Origin of the sequence: Daejeonella oryzae DSM 19973 (genome assembly GCF_000422945.1) — a bacterium.
Lineage (GTDB): Bacteria > Bacteroidota > Bacteroidia > Sphingobacteriales > Sphingobacteriaceae > Daejeonella > Daejeonella oryzae.
In genome coordinates, this window is record NZ_AUHA01000003.1 from 358,221 (window position 1) to 374,856 (window position 16,636).

A 16,636-nucleotide genomic window follows, 5' to 3' on the forward strand; every position below is an offset into this window, starting at 1 on the left:
AATTCATGAATACTGGCAATTTCATAAAAATTACCTATCGGGAAGCAATTAAACAAGGTATTCGCGAGGCTCTGCAAAAAGATGAAAATATTTTTCTAATGGGGGAGGATGTAGGTCATTATGGCGGAGCCTTTGCAGTAAGTAAAGGACTTTTGCAGGAGTTTGGTTCCGAAAGAATTATGGATGTGCCCTTATCTGAATCCGGATTTGTGGGAGCCGGGATAGGTGCCGCTTTAAGTGGTATGCGGCCAATTGTGGAAATTATGACTGTAAATTTTAGTTTGCTGGCAATGGATCAGATTGCAAATAATGCGGCTACATTATTACACATGTCCGGGGGGCAATTCAATGTGCCTCTTGTAATACGAATGGGCTGTGGTATCGGTCGGCAATTGGCAGCGCAGCATTCTCATAGTTGGGAGCCCTTATTTGCACATATTGCCGGTTTAAAAGTTTTAGCTGCCGGAACGCATGAAGACGCAAGAGGAATGTTATTAACCGCTCTGGATGATCCCGATCCGGTAATTATTTTTGAATACACTTTTTTGTTGAACAAAGAAGCCGAAATACCAACGACTGCAGGAGCCGTAGATATTACAAAGGCAAAAGTACTTCGGCAGGGAACTGATATTTCTATTATATCTTATGGCGCTTGTATTCACAAAGCATTGGATGCAGCAAAGGAGCTTGCGACTGCGGGGATTAATGCAGAAGTAATTGACCTGCGGATATTACGACCAATTGATGATAGCACCATATTAACATCTGTTAAAAAAACAAATAAAGTATTGCTTGTTGAAGATGCCTGGGCTTCTCTAAATGTATCCTCAGAAATTAGTGCAAGAATTATGGAGAATGCTTTTTACGAGTTGGATTTACCCGTTCAAAGACTCAGTGGAGTAGAGGTTCCTATTCCATATCCTAAACATTTGGAAGATGCAGCTCTTCCTCAAACATCAGATATTATTAACCAGGTAAAAAAAATGCTTCAATATGGTTGAATTTAAAATGCCCAGTCTTGGGGCCGACATGGAGGATGGCACTTTGGTTGAATGGCTGGTGAAGCCTGGAGACATTGTTAAGAGAGGTGATATTATTGCGATGGTGGATACCCAAAAAGGCTTAATTGACATTGAAGTATTTGATGAAGGAACAATCGCAGAATTGCTGATTAAGGAGAATGAAAAAGTACCGGTGGGAACAGTTATGGCATTAATTGCAGGATCTAATGAAGTGATTCATCATTTGGAAAAGCCCGTTATGGAGCAAGTTTCTGAGACAACCACTCCTAAAGAAGTTGTTAAAGCTGTTGGAATACCTGAAACCCCCGAACCAAAACACAGGATAAAAGCCTCGCCCCTTGCAAGGAAAATTGCAGCGGATAAAGGAATCGATTTGACCAGGATTATAGGCTCTGGTGAAGGCGGTGCCATCAGTAAAGAAGACGTAGAGAAAGCCATTATTGAACAAATGGCCCCGCTTGCTGGAGCGAATATTGTGTCGGATCAGCTTCCTGATCAGAAAGCTGAATCCATAGAAATCAAGAAAGGGGCATCCACAGAAAGTATTCGTATGGCCGTAGCTGCTGCCATGAGTAAATCCAATCGTGAAATACCGCATTATTATTTGGAGACTAAAATCGACATGAGTAAGGCATTAGCATGGCTGATGGATGCAAATAAAAAACGCACATTAAAGCAACGTTTACTGCCCGTAGTTTTAATTTTAAAAGCCATTTCAAAAGCTCTTGTCGAATTTCCGGATCTCAATAGTTATTGGGCAGACGGTTTACAACATAAAGAAGCAATTAATATTGGTTTTGTGATTTCCTTGAGGACGGGTGGCTTGATGATTCCGGCTATCCATAATGTCAATAATCTTTCGATTGATGAAATCATGAATAGTCTGAATGATATTATACCCCGAGCAAGGGCAATGAAATTGAGAAGCTCTGAATTGAGCGAATCTACTTTTACAGTTACGAGTCTTGGGGAGAAAAATGCTGAAACTGTTTACGGTGTTATTTATCCTCCACAGGTAGCCATTGCCGGTATTGGTAGTATTACAGAACAAGCCTGGGCAGAAAATGGAATGCTGGCGGTTAGGCCTGTGCTTAATATAACATTGTCAGCAGATCATCGTGCAACTGACGGTGCAACCGGAAGCCGCTTTTTAATGGCCGTAAAAAAGTATTTATTAGAACCAGAAAGTTTATGACAGAACTCGAAATCAAGCAAATCATTTTTAAATTATTAAAACAGATTGCTCCCGACTCGGAACCGGAAAGCCTTATGCCTGATGATCTGATCAGGCAGAAATTAGAAATTGATTCCTATGATGCTTTACAGTTTGTGATTGCGCTGGACGAGCATTTCGGTATTCAAACTCCGGAAGAAGATTATGGCAAAATTGAAACGCTAAAAAATCTGACCACTTATATCCAGGATAAACAATTTAAATAAACAATCATAACTTAAATTGCAAATTCAAAGCACTTTCCCAAATGAAACAAAAAAGCGCCGGTATTCTGTTATATCGTTTCCAAAATAATGTGTTGGAAGTATTGCTGGTCCATCCGGGCGGACCATTCTGGGAAAAAAAGGATGCCGGAGCCTGGTCTATTCCGAAAGGTTTATTCGAAAATCATGAAGATCCGCTTAAAGCGGCAATAAGGGAAATGGAAGAAGAAACAGGTTTGCAGATATCAGGAGATTTTATAGAATTAAATCCTGTAAAGCAAAGAAGCGGAAAAATAGTGTATGCCTGGGCCATAGCCGGTAATTGCAATGTTGATGAAATTAAAAGCAATTCGTTTGAATTAGAATGGCCGCCAAAAAGCGGTGTCAAAAAATCATTCCCCGAAATTGACAAAGCAGCCTGGTTTAATATGGATGAAGCAAAAAACAAAATTCTTCAGGCTCAGATCCCATTGATTAAGGAGCTGGAATCAAAAACGCCCGGATTACTTTCTGTAGGTAAGCAGATTTCATAACCTGGTTTGTTCCTATATTTAGAAAATGTGGTATGAATTTCTTAATATATTTTTCTTTGTTTTTCATACCGTGTTTACAGTCTTCAATATTTTTGGCTGGATTTTCCCAAAGACAAGAAAAGTTCATCTAGCAGCCATTATTCTAACTGCATTCTCGTGGTTTGTATTAGGTATATGGTATGGCTGGGGCTATTGTTTTTGTACAGAATGGCATTGGATTGTCAGAGAAAAATTGGGTTTTGAGGATAGTTCCAATTCTTATATTCATTTCCTGATACTTAAAACAACGTCACTAAATCTGAAGGAAGATATAGTTGATACTATTACCCTTCTTATGTTTTTGTTAAGCTTTATATTGAGTGTTTGGGTAAATTTTAAAAATTACATTTTAAAAATCATACACAAATATCTTTAATATCATCTTCCAAACTGATGATAATCATTAGTGAAGATACCAAATCATGTTATTTTTAATCATGAAATGACCGTAGCAATCAGCTTTAAACTCCTTCCAAAATAATTTTTAACATATCAGAAAACTAAATACAGATTCAGATGGAAAAGATATTTGACGGGAAAGTCGCGATTGTTACAGGCGGCAGTTTTGGTATAGGCCGGGCTGCTGCACTAGCTTTTGCAGATCGGGGCGCAAAAGTAGTTGTTGCCGATTGGCTTGAGAATCAGGAAGACAATGTAAATGACCTGATTAAAAGTTCAGGCGGTGAAGCCATATTTGTTAAATGTGATGTTTCTAATTCTGATGATGTTCAGAACATGATTGATAAAACTATCTCCACTTTCGGCAGGATAGATTATGCATTTAATAATGCAGGTGTTGAAGGGCATAATGCAATAACACATGCGTGTTCAGAAGAGAACTGGGACAAGACAATTAGCGTTAATTTAAAAGGAGTGTGGTTGTGTATGAAGTTTGAAATTCCGCATATGCTCAATAATAAAAAAGGAGTAATTATTAACTGTGCATCTATAGCCGGCTTAAATGGATTTGCAGGTTTGCCGGCTTATACCGTTTCCAAGCATGGAGTTGTAGGTTTAACAAAAACTGCTGCTCTTGAGTATGCAAAACTAGGTATCAGGGTAAATGCAATTTGCCCGGGGGTTATCCATACCGCTATGATTGACCGGGTTACCGGTAAAGATAAAGAAGTGGAGAAAAAATATATACAAATGGAACCCATTGGCAGAATGGGAAATCCGGAAGAAGTAGCAGAAGCCGTTGTATGGCTATGCTCTGAGGCTGCATCATTTATTACAGGCATTGCCATGCCGGTTGATGGTGCTTATTCTGCTGTATAATGGCAACGCAGCTGCCAGCCTTTATGAAAGCAATGGTTTTAGAGATAACCAATACTCCTCTTGTCCTTAAATTAGTTCCGGTGCCAGTGCCTTTGCCCGAGCAGGTTTTGATCAAGGTTATTGCCTGTGGTCTCTGCAGAACAGATCTTCATATTGTAGATGAAGATCTTAAACATCCTAAATTACCACTTATTCCCGGACATGAAATTATTGGAATTATTGTGAGGATTGGCGAAAGGGTGAAAAATGTGCAGAATGGAGATTATGTGGGCGTATCTTGGCTTGGTTACACGTGTGGTAAATGTAAGTATTGCTTAAGAGGAAATGAAAACCTATGTTCTAATGCGGAATTTACAGGCTACACAATTGATGGGGGTTATGCTGAATATACTCTTGCAAATGAGCAATATTGTTTTAAACTTACTGAGAAATATGGAAACTCTTCCGCAGCACCTTTGTTATGTGCCGGCCTTATTGGTTTTCGCTCTTACAACATGATTAATAAAAAAGCAGTTAATATAGGTATTTATGGATTTGGTGCTGCCGCCCATATCATCATTCAAATTGCAAATTATCTTGGCAAACATATATTTGTATTTACTAAGCCTGGAGATATAAATGCACAACAATTTGCCGCAAACCTAGGCGCCTTCTGGACGGGCGATTCCTCGCAATCTCCTCCAGAAAAGTTAGATGCAGCCATTATTTTTGCTCCTGAGGGAAGTTTGATACCTAAAGCCCTGAAGGATACTGATAAGGCCGGGATGGTTATTTGCGGGGGAATTTACATGACAGATATTCCGTCTTTTACATATGATATTTTATGGGAGGAACGCAGCATCCATTCCGTAGCCAATTTAACAAGAAAAGATGGGGATGATTTTTTTAAAATTTTAACAAAAATTTCTCTGACTACTCGAATTATATCGTATAAACTTTCAGATGCAAATCAAGCTTTAAACGATTTAAGAAACGGCAATATACAAGGGGCAGCAGTGCTTTCAATTCATTGACATTAAATATTTAAATGATCTCTAAGATTAGCTTTTGTAGTTTTTAAAATCTAAGGTTTATAATTCCAGTTTGTAAAATGTTTGAATTTTCCGGTTTACCATCATAGTGTATATATAAAAAAATAAAGAAGCTGCATCCAAGTTGAAGCAGCTTCTTTAAAATTAAAAATAGCAGACAGCAATTAAAATGCGTATTCAGGCATTTCGATTTCTAAATGACTATCAACACTCAAAACACCCGGTGCTGCCCATGCGGCATCTTCTGCATCCTCTTTTTCGGTGAAGGAACGAACTTTGCCCCGAAGAATGACTTTGTTTCCCAATACTTCCGCAGTGATTTTACTGGAATCAATAGTGGCACTCCTATGAAAGGCAGCGCTTATTTTTTGCTCAATATCTTTTGGAGAAACCTTTGGCTTTATGCTGATCAAGTTAATTACAGAGCGTACACCGTTTAAATTTTCGATAGCAGTTTTTGCCTTATTGCGTTGAAACTCCCATTCAACTTCACCTTCAAGTTTTACGATGCCGTTTTCAACTTTAATTTTTATTTTCTCATCCTGAACGGCCGTGTGCCATTTTAAAGCATTTAATACAGCTTCGGCAATTTCTGTGTCAGATTTATGATATGCCGGTGATATACCAATTTGTATGTCCTCAGCTATAGCTTTAACGCCCGCAATTTTTTTGGCGGCATTTTCTGCTGCAAGTTTTTTAGAATACGTATCAACTTGCCCTGATAGAGTTACGATTCCGTTTTTAACGGCTACCCCAATTTCCGAAGCATTTAAGAATGGTTCCCATTTTAATTGCTCCATTACATTCTTTTGAATTTCATTATCGCTTTTCATAACAAAAAAATTAAAGGTTAATCAATGAATTTTGCTTGTATCAAAGGACAAGAAAATCAAAAGGAATTAATATGAGAGCTGTCAGAGTGTTAATTGATATTCATCATAAGTCATTAGCCATCAGCCAACTTTTTCATTTTGCCTATCTTGTCCAGATAAATCACAACTTCTTCATCACTTACCTGGTCAAAATTTTCATAAAAGGACCCTACTCCATAAAATTCATCAGGAATCAGTAGTGAGATAACTTCATCTGCTACTTTCGATAATTTTAAAACAGCACTTTTAGAAGCTACCGGAACAGCTATCACAATTTTTCCCGGCTTGCTCTTAATCAACATATTTACAGTTCCCAAAAGCGTGTTGCCTGTAGCTATACCATCATCAATTACCAGAACAGTTTTTCCCTGTAGATTTTGTGTCTTTTTATTACTCATAAACCTCGAATACATTTCCTTTAATCTGTTCCGAATTTTTTCCACCTCCTCTTTAATATAAGTGTCACTTACATTTTCATGAGGAACTACAAAGTAATCTGTAAGACTGGCGGCACCAATGGCATATTCTTTATTTCTTGGATGGCCGATTTTTTTTGTAAGAATTACTTCAATTGGAAAGTTTAATTCTTTTGCAACGATGTAAGCAACAGGAACACCTCCGCGTGGTACCGCTAAAACGATTCCAGGATCATTTTTAAATTTCTTCAGTTTTTCTGCCAGAAGCAGGCCAGCTTCTAATCGGTCGCGAAACATGGCGCTAAACATTAACCCTCACTGAATATTTTTCGAACCAGCTGGCCGCTAATTCTGAAACAATTTCCATTTTGCCGGGCTCTTCAAATAAATGAGAGGCACCCTCAACTATTTCTAATCTTTTTTCACACTTCAACTGTGAGAATGCCTCTTTGTTCAAATTAAGTACTTCTTTATCAAGACTGCCAACTATCAGCAAGGTTGCTGCATTTACAGAATGGAGATCACTCTTAGATGCCAGGTCCGGGCGGCCACCTCTTGAAACCACTGCAATAATTTCGGGGAGCTGAGCCGCAGCCTGCAAAGCGGATGCTGCGCCTGTACTGGCGCCAAAAAATCCGAGCCGGCAATCTTTTGCAGCCGGTACTTTTAGCAGCCATTGTGTTGCGCCAATTAATCGTGAGCTCAAAAGATCTATATCAAACCGGTTAGAATAATCCTGATCCTCTTCCTCGGTCAACAGATCAAATAGAAGTGTTCCAAATTGCTTTTGTTGAAGATATGTAGCAACCATTTGATTACGCACACTTAACCTGCTGCTGCCGCTGCCATGTGAAAAAATAATAATTGCCTGCGCTTTCGCGGGGATACACAATTCTCCCTTTAATAATATATCATCCAGATATATGCTTACAGTTTTATGCAGCAGCATTTCCATGGGCTTTTTTATTTTGGTAAAATGATGGTAGCTTTTGCTTTCTGATTTATTTCATGTTCGGCTAGCTGTGATAATCTGTCATCAATTTGCTTTTCATTCACTTCTGCTTCATGAAAAACCGTTGCTTTTTTATCCATACCCAGCGTATTTGCAAAAGCTGCAGCAGTTCCGTAAGCGCTTATTTTAAAATGATTTATACCCTGTATACTTGCTAACAGACAGGCATCCTTTACATCAGGATCTGCACAGAATGAAAGCTTTTCTTCTGCATCCTCAATAAATGCATGCATCACCCGGTTGGTCAGACTCAATGAACTGATCTTTTCTTCTTCGAAAAAATCTTCCATTTTTTGAATATGCTCCTGTACATAATCCAAATATTTTTGAAGCACAGCCTTAAGCTTAAGAGAACTTGCCTTGCTAGTCCATTCAGGCAAACTGTGTTTTAACTGGACTTCTGCACTGATAAACTTGCTGGCATCATAATCCAGAAGATTATGCAGGTTGGCGAGGGTTGAATTGTTATCTGCCATAATAATTGTTGTTAACTCCTACAAATCTACATTTCCTATCAACCTTCATAAATGACCGTTATCAGCTTAAACCTTGATAGTTCTCATTAAGAAGCAATAGTTCATTTAGCTGATAAGAATCATTCAAAATATTGATGGTCAGCATTTTAAAAAACCTGTAAATAGACTTGCTTTGATATTATGATTAGGGCATCATCTTATTATGCAACGCTATTTTACAAAACAGAATTTTTTGAACGAGCATGAGGCTATAGAATCAATCAGCCAAAAGGCTTATCCATTACAAAGCAAAGAGCAATTGCTGCCACTTTTCGAACGGATAGGTGATGCCAGAATTGTTATGCTGGGCGAGGCCAGTCATGGTACACATGAATATTATACGTGGAGATCTCATATCTCAAAACGTTTAATTGAAGAGAAAGGATTCAGTTTTATTGCAGTAGAAGGCGACTGGCCGGATTGTTACCGCATCAATCGTTTTATAAAAGGTTATGACACTAATCACAAAAGTGCGGTAAATGTATTAAGTGCATTTAACCGATGGCCTACCTGGATGTGGGCCAACTGGGAGATAGTGGCTTTTACTGAATGGTTGTATAAGCATAACAGCAAAATGCCGGCTAATAAAAAAGCAGGTTTTTTTGGTCTGGATGTCTACAGTCTTTGGGAGAGTATGGAGAGTATTATGTTGTATCTTAACAAGACAGATAAATCTGCACTGAAAGTTGCTGAACAAGCCTTTAGGTGCTTTGAGCCTTATCGCAAAGATGAAGGTACATCTTATGCCAGTGCATCTCAATTTGTTCCCGACTTATGTCAGAACGAGGTGGTTGATCTTCTTAAAGAAATCCAGCAAAAGCTGCCTACTTATAATACGGATTATGAAAATGTTTTCAGTGCAGAGCAAAATGCGCTGGTAGCAGTAAATGCAGAAAAATACTATCGGGCTATGATTAAAGGCGGGCCTCACAGCTGGAATGTTAGAGACAGACACATGTCTGATACGCTGGACCGCTTATTGAAATTTCACGGAGAAAATTCTAAAGTAATAGTTTGGGAACACAATACCCATATTGGTGATGCCCGGGCAACGGATATGGTTGATGAGGGGATGTTTAATATTGGAGAATTGGCCCGGATAAAATATCCGAATAATGTGGTTCTGGTTGGTTTTGGTTCATTTAAAGGTTCCGTTACGGCCGGTAAAAGCTGGGGTGCACCAATGAAAAATATTCAGGTTCCCGAGGCAGTTAAAGGAAGCTGGGAATACCTGCTTCATCATGCAGCAAAAGAAAATATGCTTTTATTAATGGATGATTTTGCATCTGATGATATGTTTATGGAAAATCATATCGGCCACCGGGCTATAGGTGTAGTTTATAATCCGCAATATGAACAATATGGAAATTATGTTCCCAGTATATTACCCTTGCGTTATGATGCTTTTATTTATTTAGATGAAACAAGTGCATTGCATCCGCTGCATATTCAACCAGACGGTAAACAAATGCCGGAAACATATCCTTTTGGCGTATGAAAATTAAATATGTACTAAAATGGCAAAAAAAACTGCACCATTTATAATACCACCCGAAATTACACCATCGGTAATTCCGGAGATCATTCCATCGGATGACCCTGCTGAACCACGCATTCCTCCGGAAGAGGACCCGGATCTGGTACCTGATGAAAATCCTTTTGAAACACCCCCTTACGAAATTCCGCCTCCCGGGGAGGGCCCTTAAATTTAATGATATGAGTAATCCTTCATTAGTTAAAGAAGCTACCAGAGCGGTTGATTTTTTCCCGCTTAAAGTAAGCAGTCCTTCGTTTTTAAACGATGGATTTATTCCGGCCAAATTTACTTGTGACGGGATAAATGTTAATCCACCTCTAAACATTGAACATATTCCCGAAGATGCAAAATGCCTGGCTATGATTGTTGATGATCCTGATGCTCCTGCCGGTAATTGGGTGCATTGGCTGGTTTGGAATATTCCAGTAACGCATCATATTAAAGAAAACGAAATACATGGTATAGAAGGTTTCAATGATTTTCATCAGCACCATTATGCCGGACCGTGTCCCCCTGAAGGAACTCACCATTATTTTTTTAAAATTTACGCCCTCAATGCATTACTGAATTTACCCTTAAATACAAGGAAACTTCAATTGGAAAAAGCCATGAGTGAACATATTATAGCTTTTGGAGAACTGGTAGGATTATATACAAGAAATACTTGATTAAGAGATTTCCGGTATGCATTTTAATTAAAAAGTGAAATGATATTTAAACAGAGATCATGAAATCATTGATTCTAATAATACTATGGTTGTTTTGTATTGATCAATCAGTATATTCATATTATTCCCCAAATTATCCAATACGGGTATTTTCCGATACCGTTCCAGAATTTAAAATCGAGAAGTTATTTATGGAACCAATGAAAGTACTTTACATTGCCGACTCGGTTAATTTAACGGAACAAATTTCAGGTAAAATGGGCAATGCGTATGCTCAAATTTTTGGATTTATTGGTCAGAAGCAGTTAACGTCAGAGAAGGTAATGGCTATTTACCATACGCTCCAGCCGCCTTTTGTATTCGATGCAGCAGTAGAAGTTGGCGATTTTCCTGACGAATTAAGTGGTCGTATTCAATCTAAAACGATTCAGGGCGGTGAAGCTGTCAGAGTTCATTTTAAAGGCCCATATTCAAAGCTTGAAATTGCATATAAAGCCATATCTGAGTGGATAAAACAAAATAATAAGCAGGCAGACGGGCATCCAATAGAGGTTTATTTAAATGATCCGGGAACAGTAAATTCAATGGATGATTTGTTAACGGATGTTTATCAGTTTATAAAATAGATCGGTTAAAATTTATAGGTTTTATAACCACAAACAAAATGAGGAAGGGACAGGACTGAAGATGGGATGAATTTTTGTGGATTGTAGTAGTTTTCATTTGTACTAGTTCGAACGGCCCATGATTTTGAAATACATATTTGCCTTCATATTATTTATTCATGGGTTGCTTCATTTTACAGGCTTTGCCAAAGCTTTCAATTTTACATCTTTTGGCCAGTTTACCATCGAAGTTTCAAAATCTGCTGCTTTGGCCTGGCTTTTAACCGCAGGTTTGTTTATTGCCTCAGCACTGATGTATTTCTTTAAAAAAGATCGCTGGTCTCTGGTGGCGATTATTGCAGTTCTATTTTCCCAAATTTTAATCATCACCGTTTGGAAAGATGCCAGATGGTGGACTCTGACAAATTGTATTGTATCATTAATCGCCGTACCTGACTTTGGAAATTTCCGGTTCAACCGGATGGTTAATTCTGAAATAAGTTCATTACTATCAGGCCATTGGGAAAATAAAACTGTCATCACTAATGAAATGCTGGAAAATTTGCCTGCCATTGTCCGGCAATGGCTTGTAAATTCGGGCGTTGTAGGGAAGGAAAAAATTCAATTCGTACGCCTGAGGCAAAAAGGTGAAATGAGAACTAAGCCCAACGGTAAATGGATGAAGTTTAGAGCTACGGAATATTTTACAGTTAATGAACCTCAGTTTGTGTGGAAAACACGATTAAAAATGGGACCATTTTTAAGTCTGACCGGAAGAGATAAATTTATGAGCAATATTGCTGATATGCAGATTAAGTTATTATCTGTCATAAATCTGGTTCATGCCAAGGACAATACTAAACTCAATTCTGCGAGCATGATCCGCTATCTTGCCGAAATTGTTTGGTTTCCATCCGCCGCACTTAATCATTATATAAAATGGGAATCAATTGATGCTACTTCTGCCAAAGCAACCTTGTCTTATAATGGAACGAGTGTTTCAGGAATTTTCAGGTTCAATGAAAAAGCCAATTTTTTAAGTTTTGAAGCAGACCGTTACATGAATAATGGGAGCGAAGCTTCTATCGAAAAATGGTGTGTTGAAGTTACAGGTTACAAATATTTTCAGGGAATACGCATTCCATATAAAAATGAAGTGACCTGGAAATTAAAAAGCGGTGATTTTAACTGGGCAAATATAGAGTTGACAGATTTAAAATATAATTTGCCGGTGTAATTGATTGATTCTCTATAATTTCCATTATTTACGGCTCAGAAGTAAATTCAAAGGTTTCCATTCTTCTATATGTTCGCTAATGATTTTCATGATCGCTACAAAAGGGATAAACAAGATCATGCCGGCAACTCCCCAGATAATACCACCTGCAATAATTGCTATCAACATTGCTAACGTGCTTACATGTAATTGTTTACCTACAACCTTTGGAAAAATAACATTGGCTTCCAGGTATTGAACAAAGGTGAAAACCGCTACTACTCCTAGCGGATACCAAATATTTCCGGTTTCCAGCCACACTACAGAAATAGGTAATAGTGCGCTTACAATAATCCCAACGTAAGGAATTATGGTCATAATGGCGCAGAGCATACCAAATAACAAAGCGTGTTCTACTCCCAGTAAAAAAAGTCCAAGGCTGTTAAGAATTCCTACGATGATATACACCATCAGCATGCCTTTTATATAGCTGAAATAGGTACTTATCGTTTGAAGTAAAATAGAATCAAGCTGATGCTGATATTTAGCGGGCGTAATTAATTTGAGATACTGAACAAATATTCGGCGGTGATATAAAAAAAGTGCGGTAAAAATTGGTGTGAGAAAGAAAAAAAATAAAGTAAGAACAGTGGTCTGTATGGTTGACTGAAGAATTCCGGCTATAGAACCCGTTAATTTACTGCTCAATCCGTTTTGTTGTTCAATTCCAAAATTTTGATTTAGCCATAATTGCAATTGAATAAGAGCGAGTTCTAATTTTTTAAATATTGCTTCAGCATCAGCGCTAAAAGTTTTTACCTGCCAGATCAGCAAAGCCAGCAATGAAATAATTAGCACTGTTACTATAAGCAGACAGCCGGTTATAGCAAGAACTTTCCCGGTTTTGTAACTTTCAAACCACTTACAGGTTGGATACATCACAATGGCAATCAGTAATCCGAAAAATAAAGGAATAAATAAGGTTTTCCCAAAATAGAGGATGACAGATGCAAAAAATATTATCTGCAGGTATTTTAAAAATGAAATGTCTGCGTTAGTTTTAATAATGTAGTTCTTTTAAAATGGTATATTATATTGCTGTATGCAAGGCAACGAATAGTTCGCTTATTATAATTTCTATTCCCTTAATATAACTATTGCGGTTGATTATTTATTAATTTAAATCTTTATTCAATATCTGAAACATAATATTTATAAAGCAGTAAAATGTACTGACTTATATATTTTGTCGTTTAGAAAGTAAAAAACCAAGATTTGAAAATTATAAAAGTATCTGATACCGGATTGATTAAAGCAGTTGTCATATTTTTTTTGGTTATAATTGGAGGGTTCAAGTATGGATATTCCCAATCTGGCGCCGTTCTCCTAAACAATCATTCTGAAATAATTCCCTTTAAAAATCTGGCTCAGCGCCGTATTGCAAGCATTAATATGGGAGCTGCTTACTCCCTTGAATTTGATGCCATGCTTCGTAATTATGCCAGCATACGTAGTATTGATTTTAGTTCTATAAAAGATAAGAATGAACTTAAGGCATTCAATACGCTCATCATTCAGCTTACACCTCAAACTTTATTTTTACCGGAGACCATCAATTTTATTTTGGAAACCCAAAAAGATAAAGAAGTAATTATTGCAGGTTTTGGAAATACAAGCGCCCTTGCAGGGCTTGATTCAGTAAGCAGTCCGCTCATCTGGAATTCCCTTGAAACACCAAATTCTGCAGAACAAACTGCTAAAATTATTTTTGGAGGAGCCGCAGCAGAAGGTAAACTGAGTTTGGATATCAGTTCCAGATATCTTAAAGATGCTGGTTTTAGTACCCGTAAAACACGGCTTAACTATTTAAATCTTCAAGAACTTCAGCAGAGTTCTGCAAAACTTACTAAAATTGATGATATCGTAAATGAGGCCATCCGCATGCATGCAACTCCCAGTGCAGTAGTTATGGTGGTTAAAGATGGAAATGTGATTTTTAATAAAGCGTATGGTTCGCATACATATGATGGAGAAATTCCTACCAAAGTAGATGATATTTATGACCTGGCCTCGGTAACAAAGGTTGCAGCCACCACAATGGCCGCCATGAAACTATATGAACAACAAAAGCTGGATCTGAATGCAGGCATCGGTACTTATCTGGAGGATGTCAGAAACAGTAATAAAAATAATATTCCGGTAAAAGATGTCATGCTGCACCAGGCTGGTTTCGTTAATCTTGACTTTTTCAGCTATTTAAAGCCTCAGGATCACAGTGCGGATTCCTCATGGCTTTACTCGGTTAAACTTGCCGATCATTATTATCTGCGCAACAATTATTATCATGAAGTGATGTGGCAAAAGATGCTCAAAACACCTTTGCCAACCCGGGGTGAATATGTTTACAGCGATATAAGCATGTTTATGATGAAAGAAATTATTGAAAAGCAGACCCAAATGCCGCTTGACCAATATGTTTCACAGGAGTTTTACAGTTCTTTAGGAATGAAAACAGCGGGATTTAATCCGATAAAGAATTTTGATATCAAGCAGATAGTACCAACAGAGCGTGATACATATTTCCGTAAAACATTATTGCAGGGGTACGTACATGATTCCGGAGCTTCAATGGCTAATGGCGTTGCCGGTCACGCCGGATTGTTTTCAAGCGCTAATGACATGGCAATTTTAAATCAAATGCTGTTAAATGGCGGAACTTACGGAGGCGTTGAATACTTTAAGCCGGAAACAGTTAGTTTATTTACATCCAGCCAGTCACAAGTGAGCCGCCGGGGTTTAGGTTTTGATCGTGGCAATGGAACCGGATATCCATCCAGTCTAGCTTCGCCCGATAGCTTTGGCCATACCGGATATACCGGCACTGCCGTTTGGGTAGACCCGCGGGAAAATCTGGTGTATATATTTTTATCCAACAGGGTTTACCCATCAGCTACAAATAAATTAAACAGCATGAGAATTCGTCCCCGCATTCAGGATGCAATTTATGAAGCTTTAAATCAGGAGAAAGGGCATACAGCCAGTGTTGGATATTAGCATTTCAGAAGTCTGGAATGAAAAGCCGAATGCCATATTAACAACATTAGCCTTAGCTGTAATTAAAAATATCTTACCCAATTTTTTGTTATAAATCAGGCTAATGCTCAGGTTTTTTTAGTCTCTTCAGTAAATTCCTCTTCAATTTTTTTCATGGTTAAAGTCGCAGTAAAGCCATGAATTAATATGGATATAAGTACTACAAAGCTGATCATCGCCCAAAGTTCATCCACGTTAGTAAAGCTTGCTGCACTAACAGCAAATGCCAGGTAATAAAATGAACCGATCCCTTTAATTCCAAAAAAGCTGATAGCTAATTTTTCTTTAAAATGCAGATTTGTTCCTGTTAAAGCTAAATATCCCGTCAGCGGTCGGATTATAAATATAAAAACAAGACTGACCAGGGCCATTTCCCAGGTGAGTGGCTTTAAAATTCCCGAAACCAGCATGCCTCCAAAAAGTATTAACACCACAGCAAGCAATATACGTTCTATTTGATCAGTAAAAGAATGCAGTTTAAGATGGTATTTATGATGGAGTTCATAATTTCTGATTGTAATTGCAGTAACAAAAACCGCTATAAAACCATACCCGTGTATCAACTCCGTAATTCCATACACTAATAAAGTAGCCGAGATGGCAACAAAACCATCTTTGGTTTTTAAAAAGAATTTTTTCCCGGGAATATCCAGCGTTAACCAGGCCAGAGCTTTACCAAATAAATATCCGCAAGCAATACCGGCAATCGTCCGATAAATTAAGTCATAATAAACCCATTTGAAAATATCGGGACTATTACCCTGAACAGTTAATGCAAGAACAATTGCAAGCCATGTGAAGGGAAAAGCCATCCCATCATTAAGGCCTGCTTCGGCTGTTAATGAAAATCTGGTATTCTCTTTTTCATTTTGCAGCGGAGGACCAACCTGAACATCTGCGGCCAAAACCGGGTCTGTAGGTGCCAGCGCCGCACCTAACAAAAGTGCCGTAGCTATCGGGAAATTTAAAGCATACATACCTAATGCAGTTAAAATTCCGATACATAATAACATAGTAATAGTGATTAACCTAAATGGAGTTGCCCATCCTTTAAATGAAAACGGGTCGTCAATTTTCAGGCCTGTTCCCATCAGAGAAATGATAACCATCATTTCTGTAATATGAATGGCGTAATTTTTATTTCCGGGAGAGGTTGGTAAAGGATCGGGCAATCCCTTAAAAACGGAATATAAAACGCCGCCCAGAATAACAAATATGATAGAATAAGAGATTTTTATTTTCTCGGTTATGGAAGGCATCCAGGCCATTGCCAATGCAGCGAAACCGATAATGGAAATTGATAAAATGTAGATATTCATATAAAGTTCAGTAACAACTACAATTAACAAAGATGTTTGTTGG

19 protein-coding genes are annotated in these 16,636 nt (G+C 38.0%); 13 read left to right on the forward strand and 6 right to left on the reverse strand.

Going from position 1 to position 16,636, the window contains the following annotated elements; genetic code table 11:
- Positions 1-5: 5 nt before the first annotated feature.
- From G521_RS0109130 to G521_RS0109160, 7 genes are all read left to right on the forward strand, one after another.
- Positions 6-1,001, forward strand: a complete 996-nt coding sequence (locus G521_RS0109130) for an alpha-ketoacid dehydrogenase subunit beta (RefSeq protein WP_026898258.1) — start codon at positions 6-8, stop codon at positions 999-1,001.
- Positions 994-2,217 carry a dihydrolipoamide acetyltransferase family protein gene (locus G521_RS0109135; RefSeq protein ID WP_026898259.1) on the forward strand — a complete coding sequence of 408 codons (1,224 nt, stop codon included), beginning with the start codon at positions 994-996 and terminating at the stop codon, positions 2,215-2,217. Before G521_RS0109130 ends, G521_RS0109135 begins: the two co-directional genes overlap by 8 nt.
- Positions 2,214-2,462, forward strand: coding sequence for an acyl carrier protein (locus G521_RS0109140; RefSeq protein ID WP_026898260.1), 249 nt, complete (start codon positions 2,214-2,216; stop codon positions 2,460-2,462). The genes G521_RS0109135 and G521_RS0109140 overlap by 4 nt, the downstream gene beginning before the upstream one ends.
- 41 nt (positions 2,463-2,503) lie before the next feature.
- Entirely contained in the window at positions 2,504-2,992 is a 489-nt protein-coding gene (locus tag G521_RS0109145; RefSeq protein ID WP_026898261.1) for an NUDIX domain-containing protein, read from the forward strand.
- Between the two features lie 25 nt (positions 2,993-3,017).
- Entirely contained in the window at positions 3,018-3,407 is a 390-nt protein-coding gene (locus tag G521_RS18500) for a DUF2784 family protein (protein ID WP_036678803.1), read from the forward strand.
- Positions 3,408-3,547: 140 nt separating this feature from the next.
- Positions 3,548-4,309, forward strand: coding sequence for an SDR family oxidoreductase (locus tag G521_RS0109155; protein ID WP_026898262.1), 762 nt, complete (start codon positions 3,548-3,550; stop codon positions 4,307-4,309).
- A 23-nt stretch (positions 4,310-4,332) separates the two neighbouring features.
- Positions 4,333-5,322: a zinc-dependent alcohol dehydrogenase family protein gene (locus G521_RS0109160; RefSeq protein WP_026898263.1), complete on the forward strand. Its 990-nt coding sequence runs from the start codon at positions 4,333-4,335 to the stop codon at positions 5,320-5,322.
- 182 nt (positions 5,323-5,504) lie between these two features.
- Here the strand turns inward: G521_RS0109160 and G521_RS0109165 are convergent, their stop codons facing one another.
- The 4 genes from G521_RS0109165 to G521_RS0109180 form a co-directional block, all read right to left on the reverse strand.
- The gene (locus tag G521_RS0109165) at positions 5,505-6,173 is read right to left on the reverse strand and encodes a BON domain-containing protein (protein WP_026898264.1); all 669 of its coding nucleotides are present in this window, start codon (positions 6,171-6,173) and stop codon (positions 5,505-5,507) included.
- A gap of 113 nt (positions 6,174-6,286) precedes the next feature.
- Positions 6,287-6,925 carry a phosphoribosyltransferase gene (locus G521_RS0109170; RefSeq protein ID WP_026898265.1) on the reverse strand — a complete coding sequence of 213 codons (639 nt, stop codon included), beginning with the start codon at positions 6,923-6,925 and terminating at the stop codon, positions 6,287-6,289.
- Between the two features lie 4 nt (positions 6,926-6,929).
- The gene (locus G521_RS0109175) at positions 6,930-7,583 is read right to left on the reverse strand and encodes a dienelactone hydrolase family protein (protein WP_220096060.1); all 654 of its coding nucleotides are present in this window, start codon (positions 7,581-7,583) and stop codon (positions 6,930-6,932) included.
- An 8-nt stretch (positions 7,584-7,591) separates the two neighbouring features.
- Positions 7,592-8,116, reverse strand: coding sequence for a YciE/YciF ferroxidase family protein (locus G521_RS0109180; protein WP_026898267.1), 525 nt, complete (start codon positions 8,114-8,116; stop codon positions 7,592-7,594).
- 232 nt (positions 8,117-8,348) lie between these two features.
- Here G521_RS0109180 and G521_RS0109185 point away from each other — a divergent pair, with 232 nt between their 5' ends.
- The 5 genes from G521_RS0109185 to G521_RS0109205 all read left to right on the forward strand — a co-directional run bounded on the left by G521_RS0109185 (position 8,349) and on the right by G521_RS0109205 (position 12,202).
- On the forward strand, positions 8,349-9,653 hold the full coding sequence (locus tag G521_RS0109185; RefSeq protein WP_220096061.1) for an erythromycin esterase family protein: 1,305 nt from the start codon (positions 8,349-8,351) through the stop codon (positions 9,651-9,653).
- A 19-nt stretch (positions 9,654-9,672) separates the two neighbouring features.
- On the forward strand, positions 9,673-9,861 hold the full coding sequence (locus G521_RS16865) for a hypothetical protein (protein WP_036678804.1): 189 nt from the start codon (positions 9,673-9,675) through the stop codon (positions 9,859-9,861).
- Positions 9,862-9,871: 10 nt separating this feature from the next.
- Positions 9,872-10,360, forward strand: coding sequence for a YbhB/YbcL family Raf kinase inhibitor-like protein (locus G521_RS16870; RefSeq protein ID WP_036678806.1), 489 nt, complete (start codon positions 9,872-9,874; stop codon positions 10,358-10,360).
- 59 nt (positions 10,361-10,419) lie between these two features.
- A complete protein-coding gene (locus G521_RS0109200; protein WP_081675047.1) occupies positions 10,420-10,986 on the forward strand; it encodes a GyrI-like domain-containing protein in 567 nt (188 codons plus the stop codon).
- 118 nt (positions 10,987-11,104) lie between these two features.
- Positions 11,105-12,202, forward strand: coding sequence for a DUF6544 family protein (locus G521_RS0109205; protein WP_051189635.1), 1,098 nt, complete (start codon positions 11,105-11,107; stop codon positions 12,200-12,202).
- Between the two features lie 24 nt (positions 12,203-12,226).
- Here the strand turns inward: G521_RS0109205 and G521_RS0109210 are convergent, their stop codons facing one another.
- Positions 12,227-13,249: an AI-2E family transporter gene (locus tag G521_RS0109210; RefSeq protein ID WP_081675048.1), complete on the reverse strand. Its 1,023-nt coding sequence runs from the start codon at positions 13,247-13,249 to the stop codon at positions 12,227-12,229.
- 207 nt (positions 13,250-13,456) lie between these two features.
- Here G521_RS0109210 and G521_RS0109215 point away from each other — a divergent pair, with 207 nt between their 5' ends.
- Positions 13,457-15,235, forward strand: a complete 1,779-nt coding sequence (locus G521_RS0109215) for a serine hydrolase domain-containing protein (RefSeq protein ID WP_245580853.1) — start codon at positions 13,457-13,459, stop codon at positions 15,233-15,235.
- A gap of 107 nt (positions 15,236-15,342) precedes the next feature.
- Here G521_RS0109215 and G521_RS16875 read toward each other — a convergent pair whose 3' ends face one another.
- Positions 15,343-16,593: a cation:proton antiporter gene (locus tag G521_RS16875; protein WP_036678967.1), complete on the reverse strand. Its 1,251-nt coding sequence runs from the start codon at positions 16,591-16,593 to the stop codon at positions 15,343-15,345.
- Positions 16,594-16,636: the final 43 nt, after the last annotated feature.

What these genes read in the sequence shown, in the direction of transcription:
- G521_RS0109145 (WP_026898261.1), top strand. Translation starts at nt 2,504, where the DNA reads ATGAAACAAAAAAGCGCCGGTATTCTGTTATATCGTTTCCAAAATAAT.
- G521_RS16875 (WP_036678967.1), bottom strand. Translation starts at nt 16,593, where the DNA reads ATGAATATCTACATTTTATCAATTTCCATTATCGGTTTCGCTGCATTG.
- G521_RS0109175 (WP_220096060.1), bottom strand. Translation starts at nt 7,583, where the DNA reads ATGGAAATGCTGCTGCATAAAACTGTAAGCATATATCTGGATGATATA.
- G521_RS0109140 (WP_026898260.1), top strand. Translation starts at nt 2,214, where the DNA reads ATGACAGAACTCGAAATCAAGCAAATCATTTTTAAATTATTAAAACAG.
- G521_RS0109200 (WP_081675047.1), top strand. Translation starts at nt 10,420, where the DNA reads ATGAAATCATTGATTCTAATAATACTATGGTTGTTTTGTATTGATCAA.
- G521_RS0109205 (WP_051189635.1), top strand. Translation starts at nt 11,105, where the DNA reads ATGATTTTGAAATACATATTTGCCTTCATATTATTTATTCATGGGTTG.
- G521_RS0109155 (WP_026898262.1), top strand. Translation starts at nt 3,548, where the DNA reads ATGGAAAAGATATTTGACGGGAAAGTCGCGATTGTTACAGGCGGCAGT.
- G521_RS0109130 (WP_026898258.1), top strand. Translation starts at nt 6, where the DNA reads ATGAATACTGGCAATTTCATAAAAATTACCTATCGGGAAGCAATTAAA.
- G521_RS18500 (WP_036678803.1), top strand. Translation starts at nt 3,018, where the DNA reads ATGTGGTATGAATTTCTTAATATATTTTTCTTTGTTTTTCATACCGTG.
- G521_RS0109160 (WP_026898263.1), top strand. Translation starts at nt 4,333, where the DNA reads ATGAAAGCAATGGTTTTAGAGATAACCAATACTCCTCTTGTCCTTAAA.
- G521_RS0109165 (WP_026898264.1), bottom strand. Translation starts at nt 6,173, where the DNA reads ATGAAAAGCGATAATGAAATTCAAAAGAATGTAATGGAGCAATTAAAA.
- G521_RS0109170 (WP_026898265.1), bottom strand. Translation starts at nt 6,925, where the DNA reads ATGTTTCGCGACCGATTAGAAGCTGGCCTGCTTCTGGCAGAAAAACTG.
- G521_RS16870 (WP_036678806.1), top strand. Translation starts at nt 9,872, where the DNA reads ATGAGTAATCCTTCATTAGTTAAAGAAGCTACCAGAGCGGTTGATTTT.
- G521_RS16865 (WP_036678804.1), top strand. Translation starts at nt 9,673, where the DNA reads ATGGCAAAAAAAACTGCACCATTTATAATACCACCCGAAATTACACCA.
- G521_RS0109135 (WP_026898259.1), top strand. Translation starts at nt 994, where the DNA reads ATGGTTGAATTTAAAATGCCCAGTCTTGGGGCCGACATGGAGGATGGC.
- G521_RS0109180 (WP_026898267.1), bottom strand. Translation starts at nt 8,116, where the DNA reads ATGGCAGATAACAATTCAACCCTCGCCAACCTGCATAATCTTCTGGAT.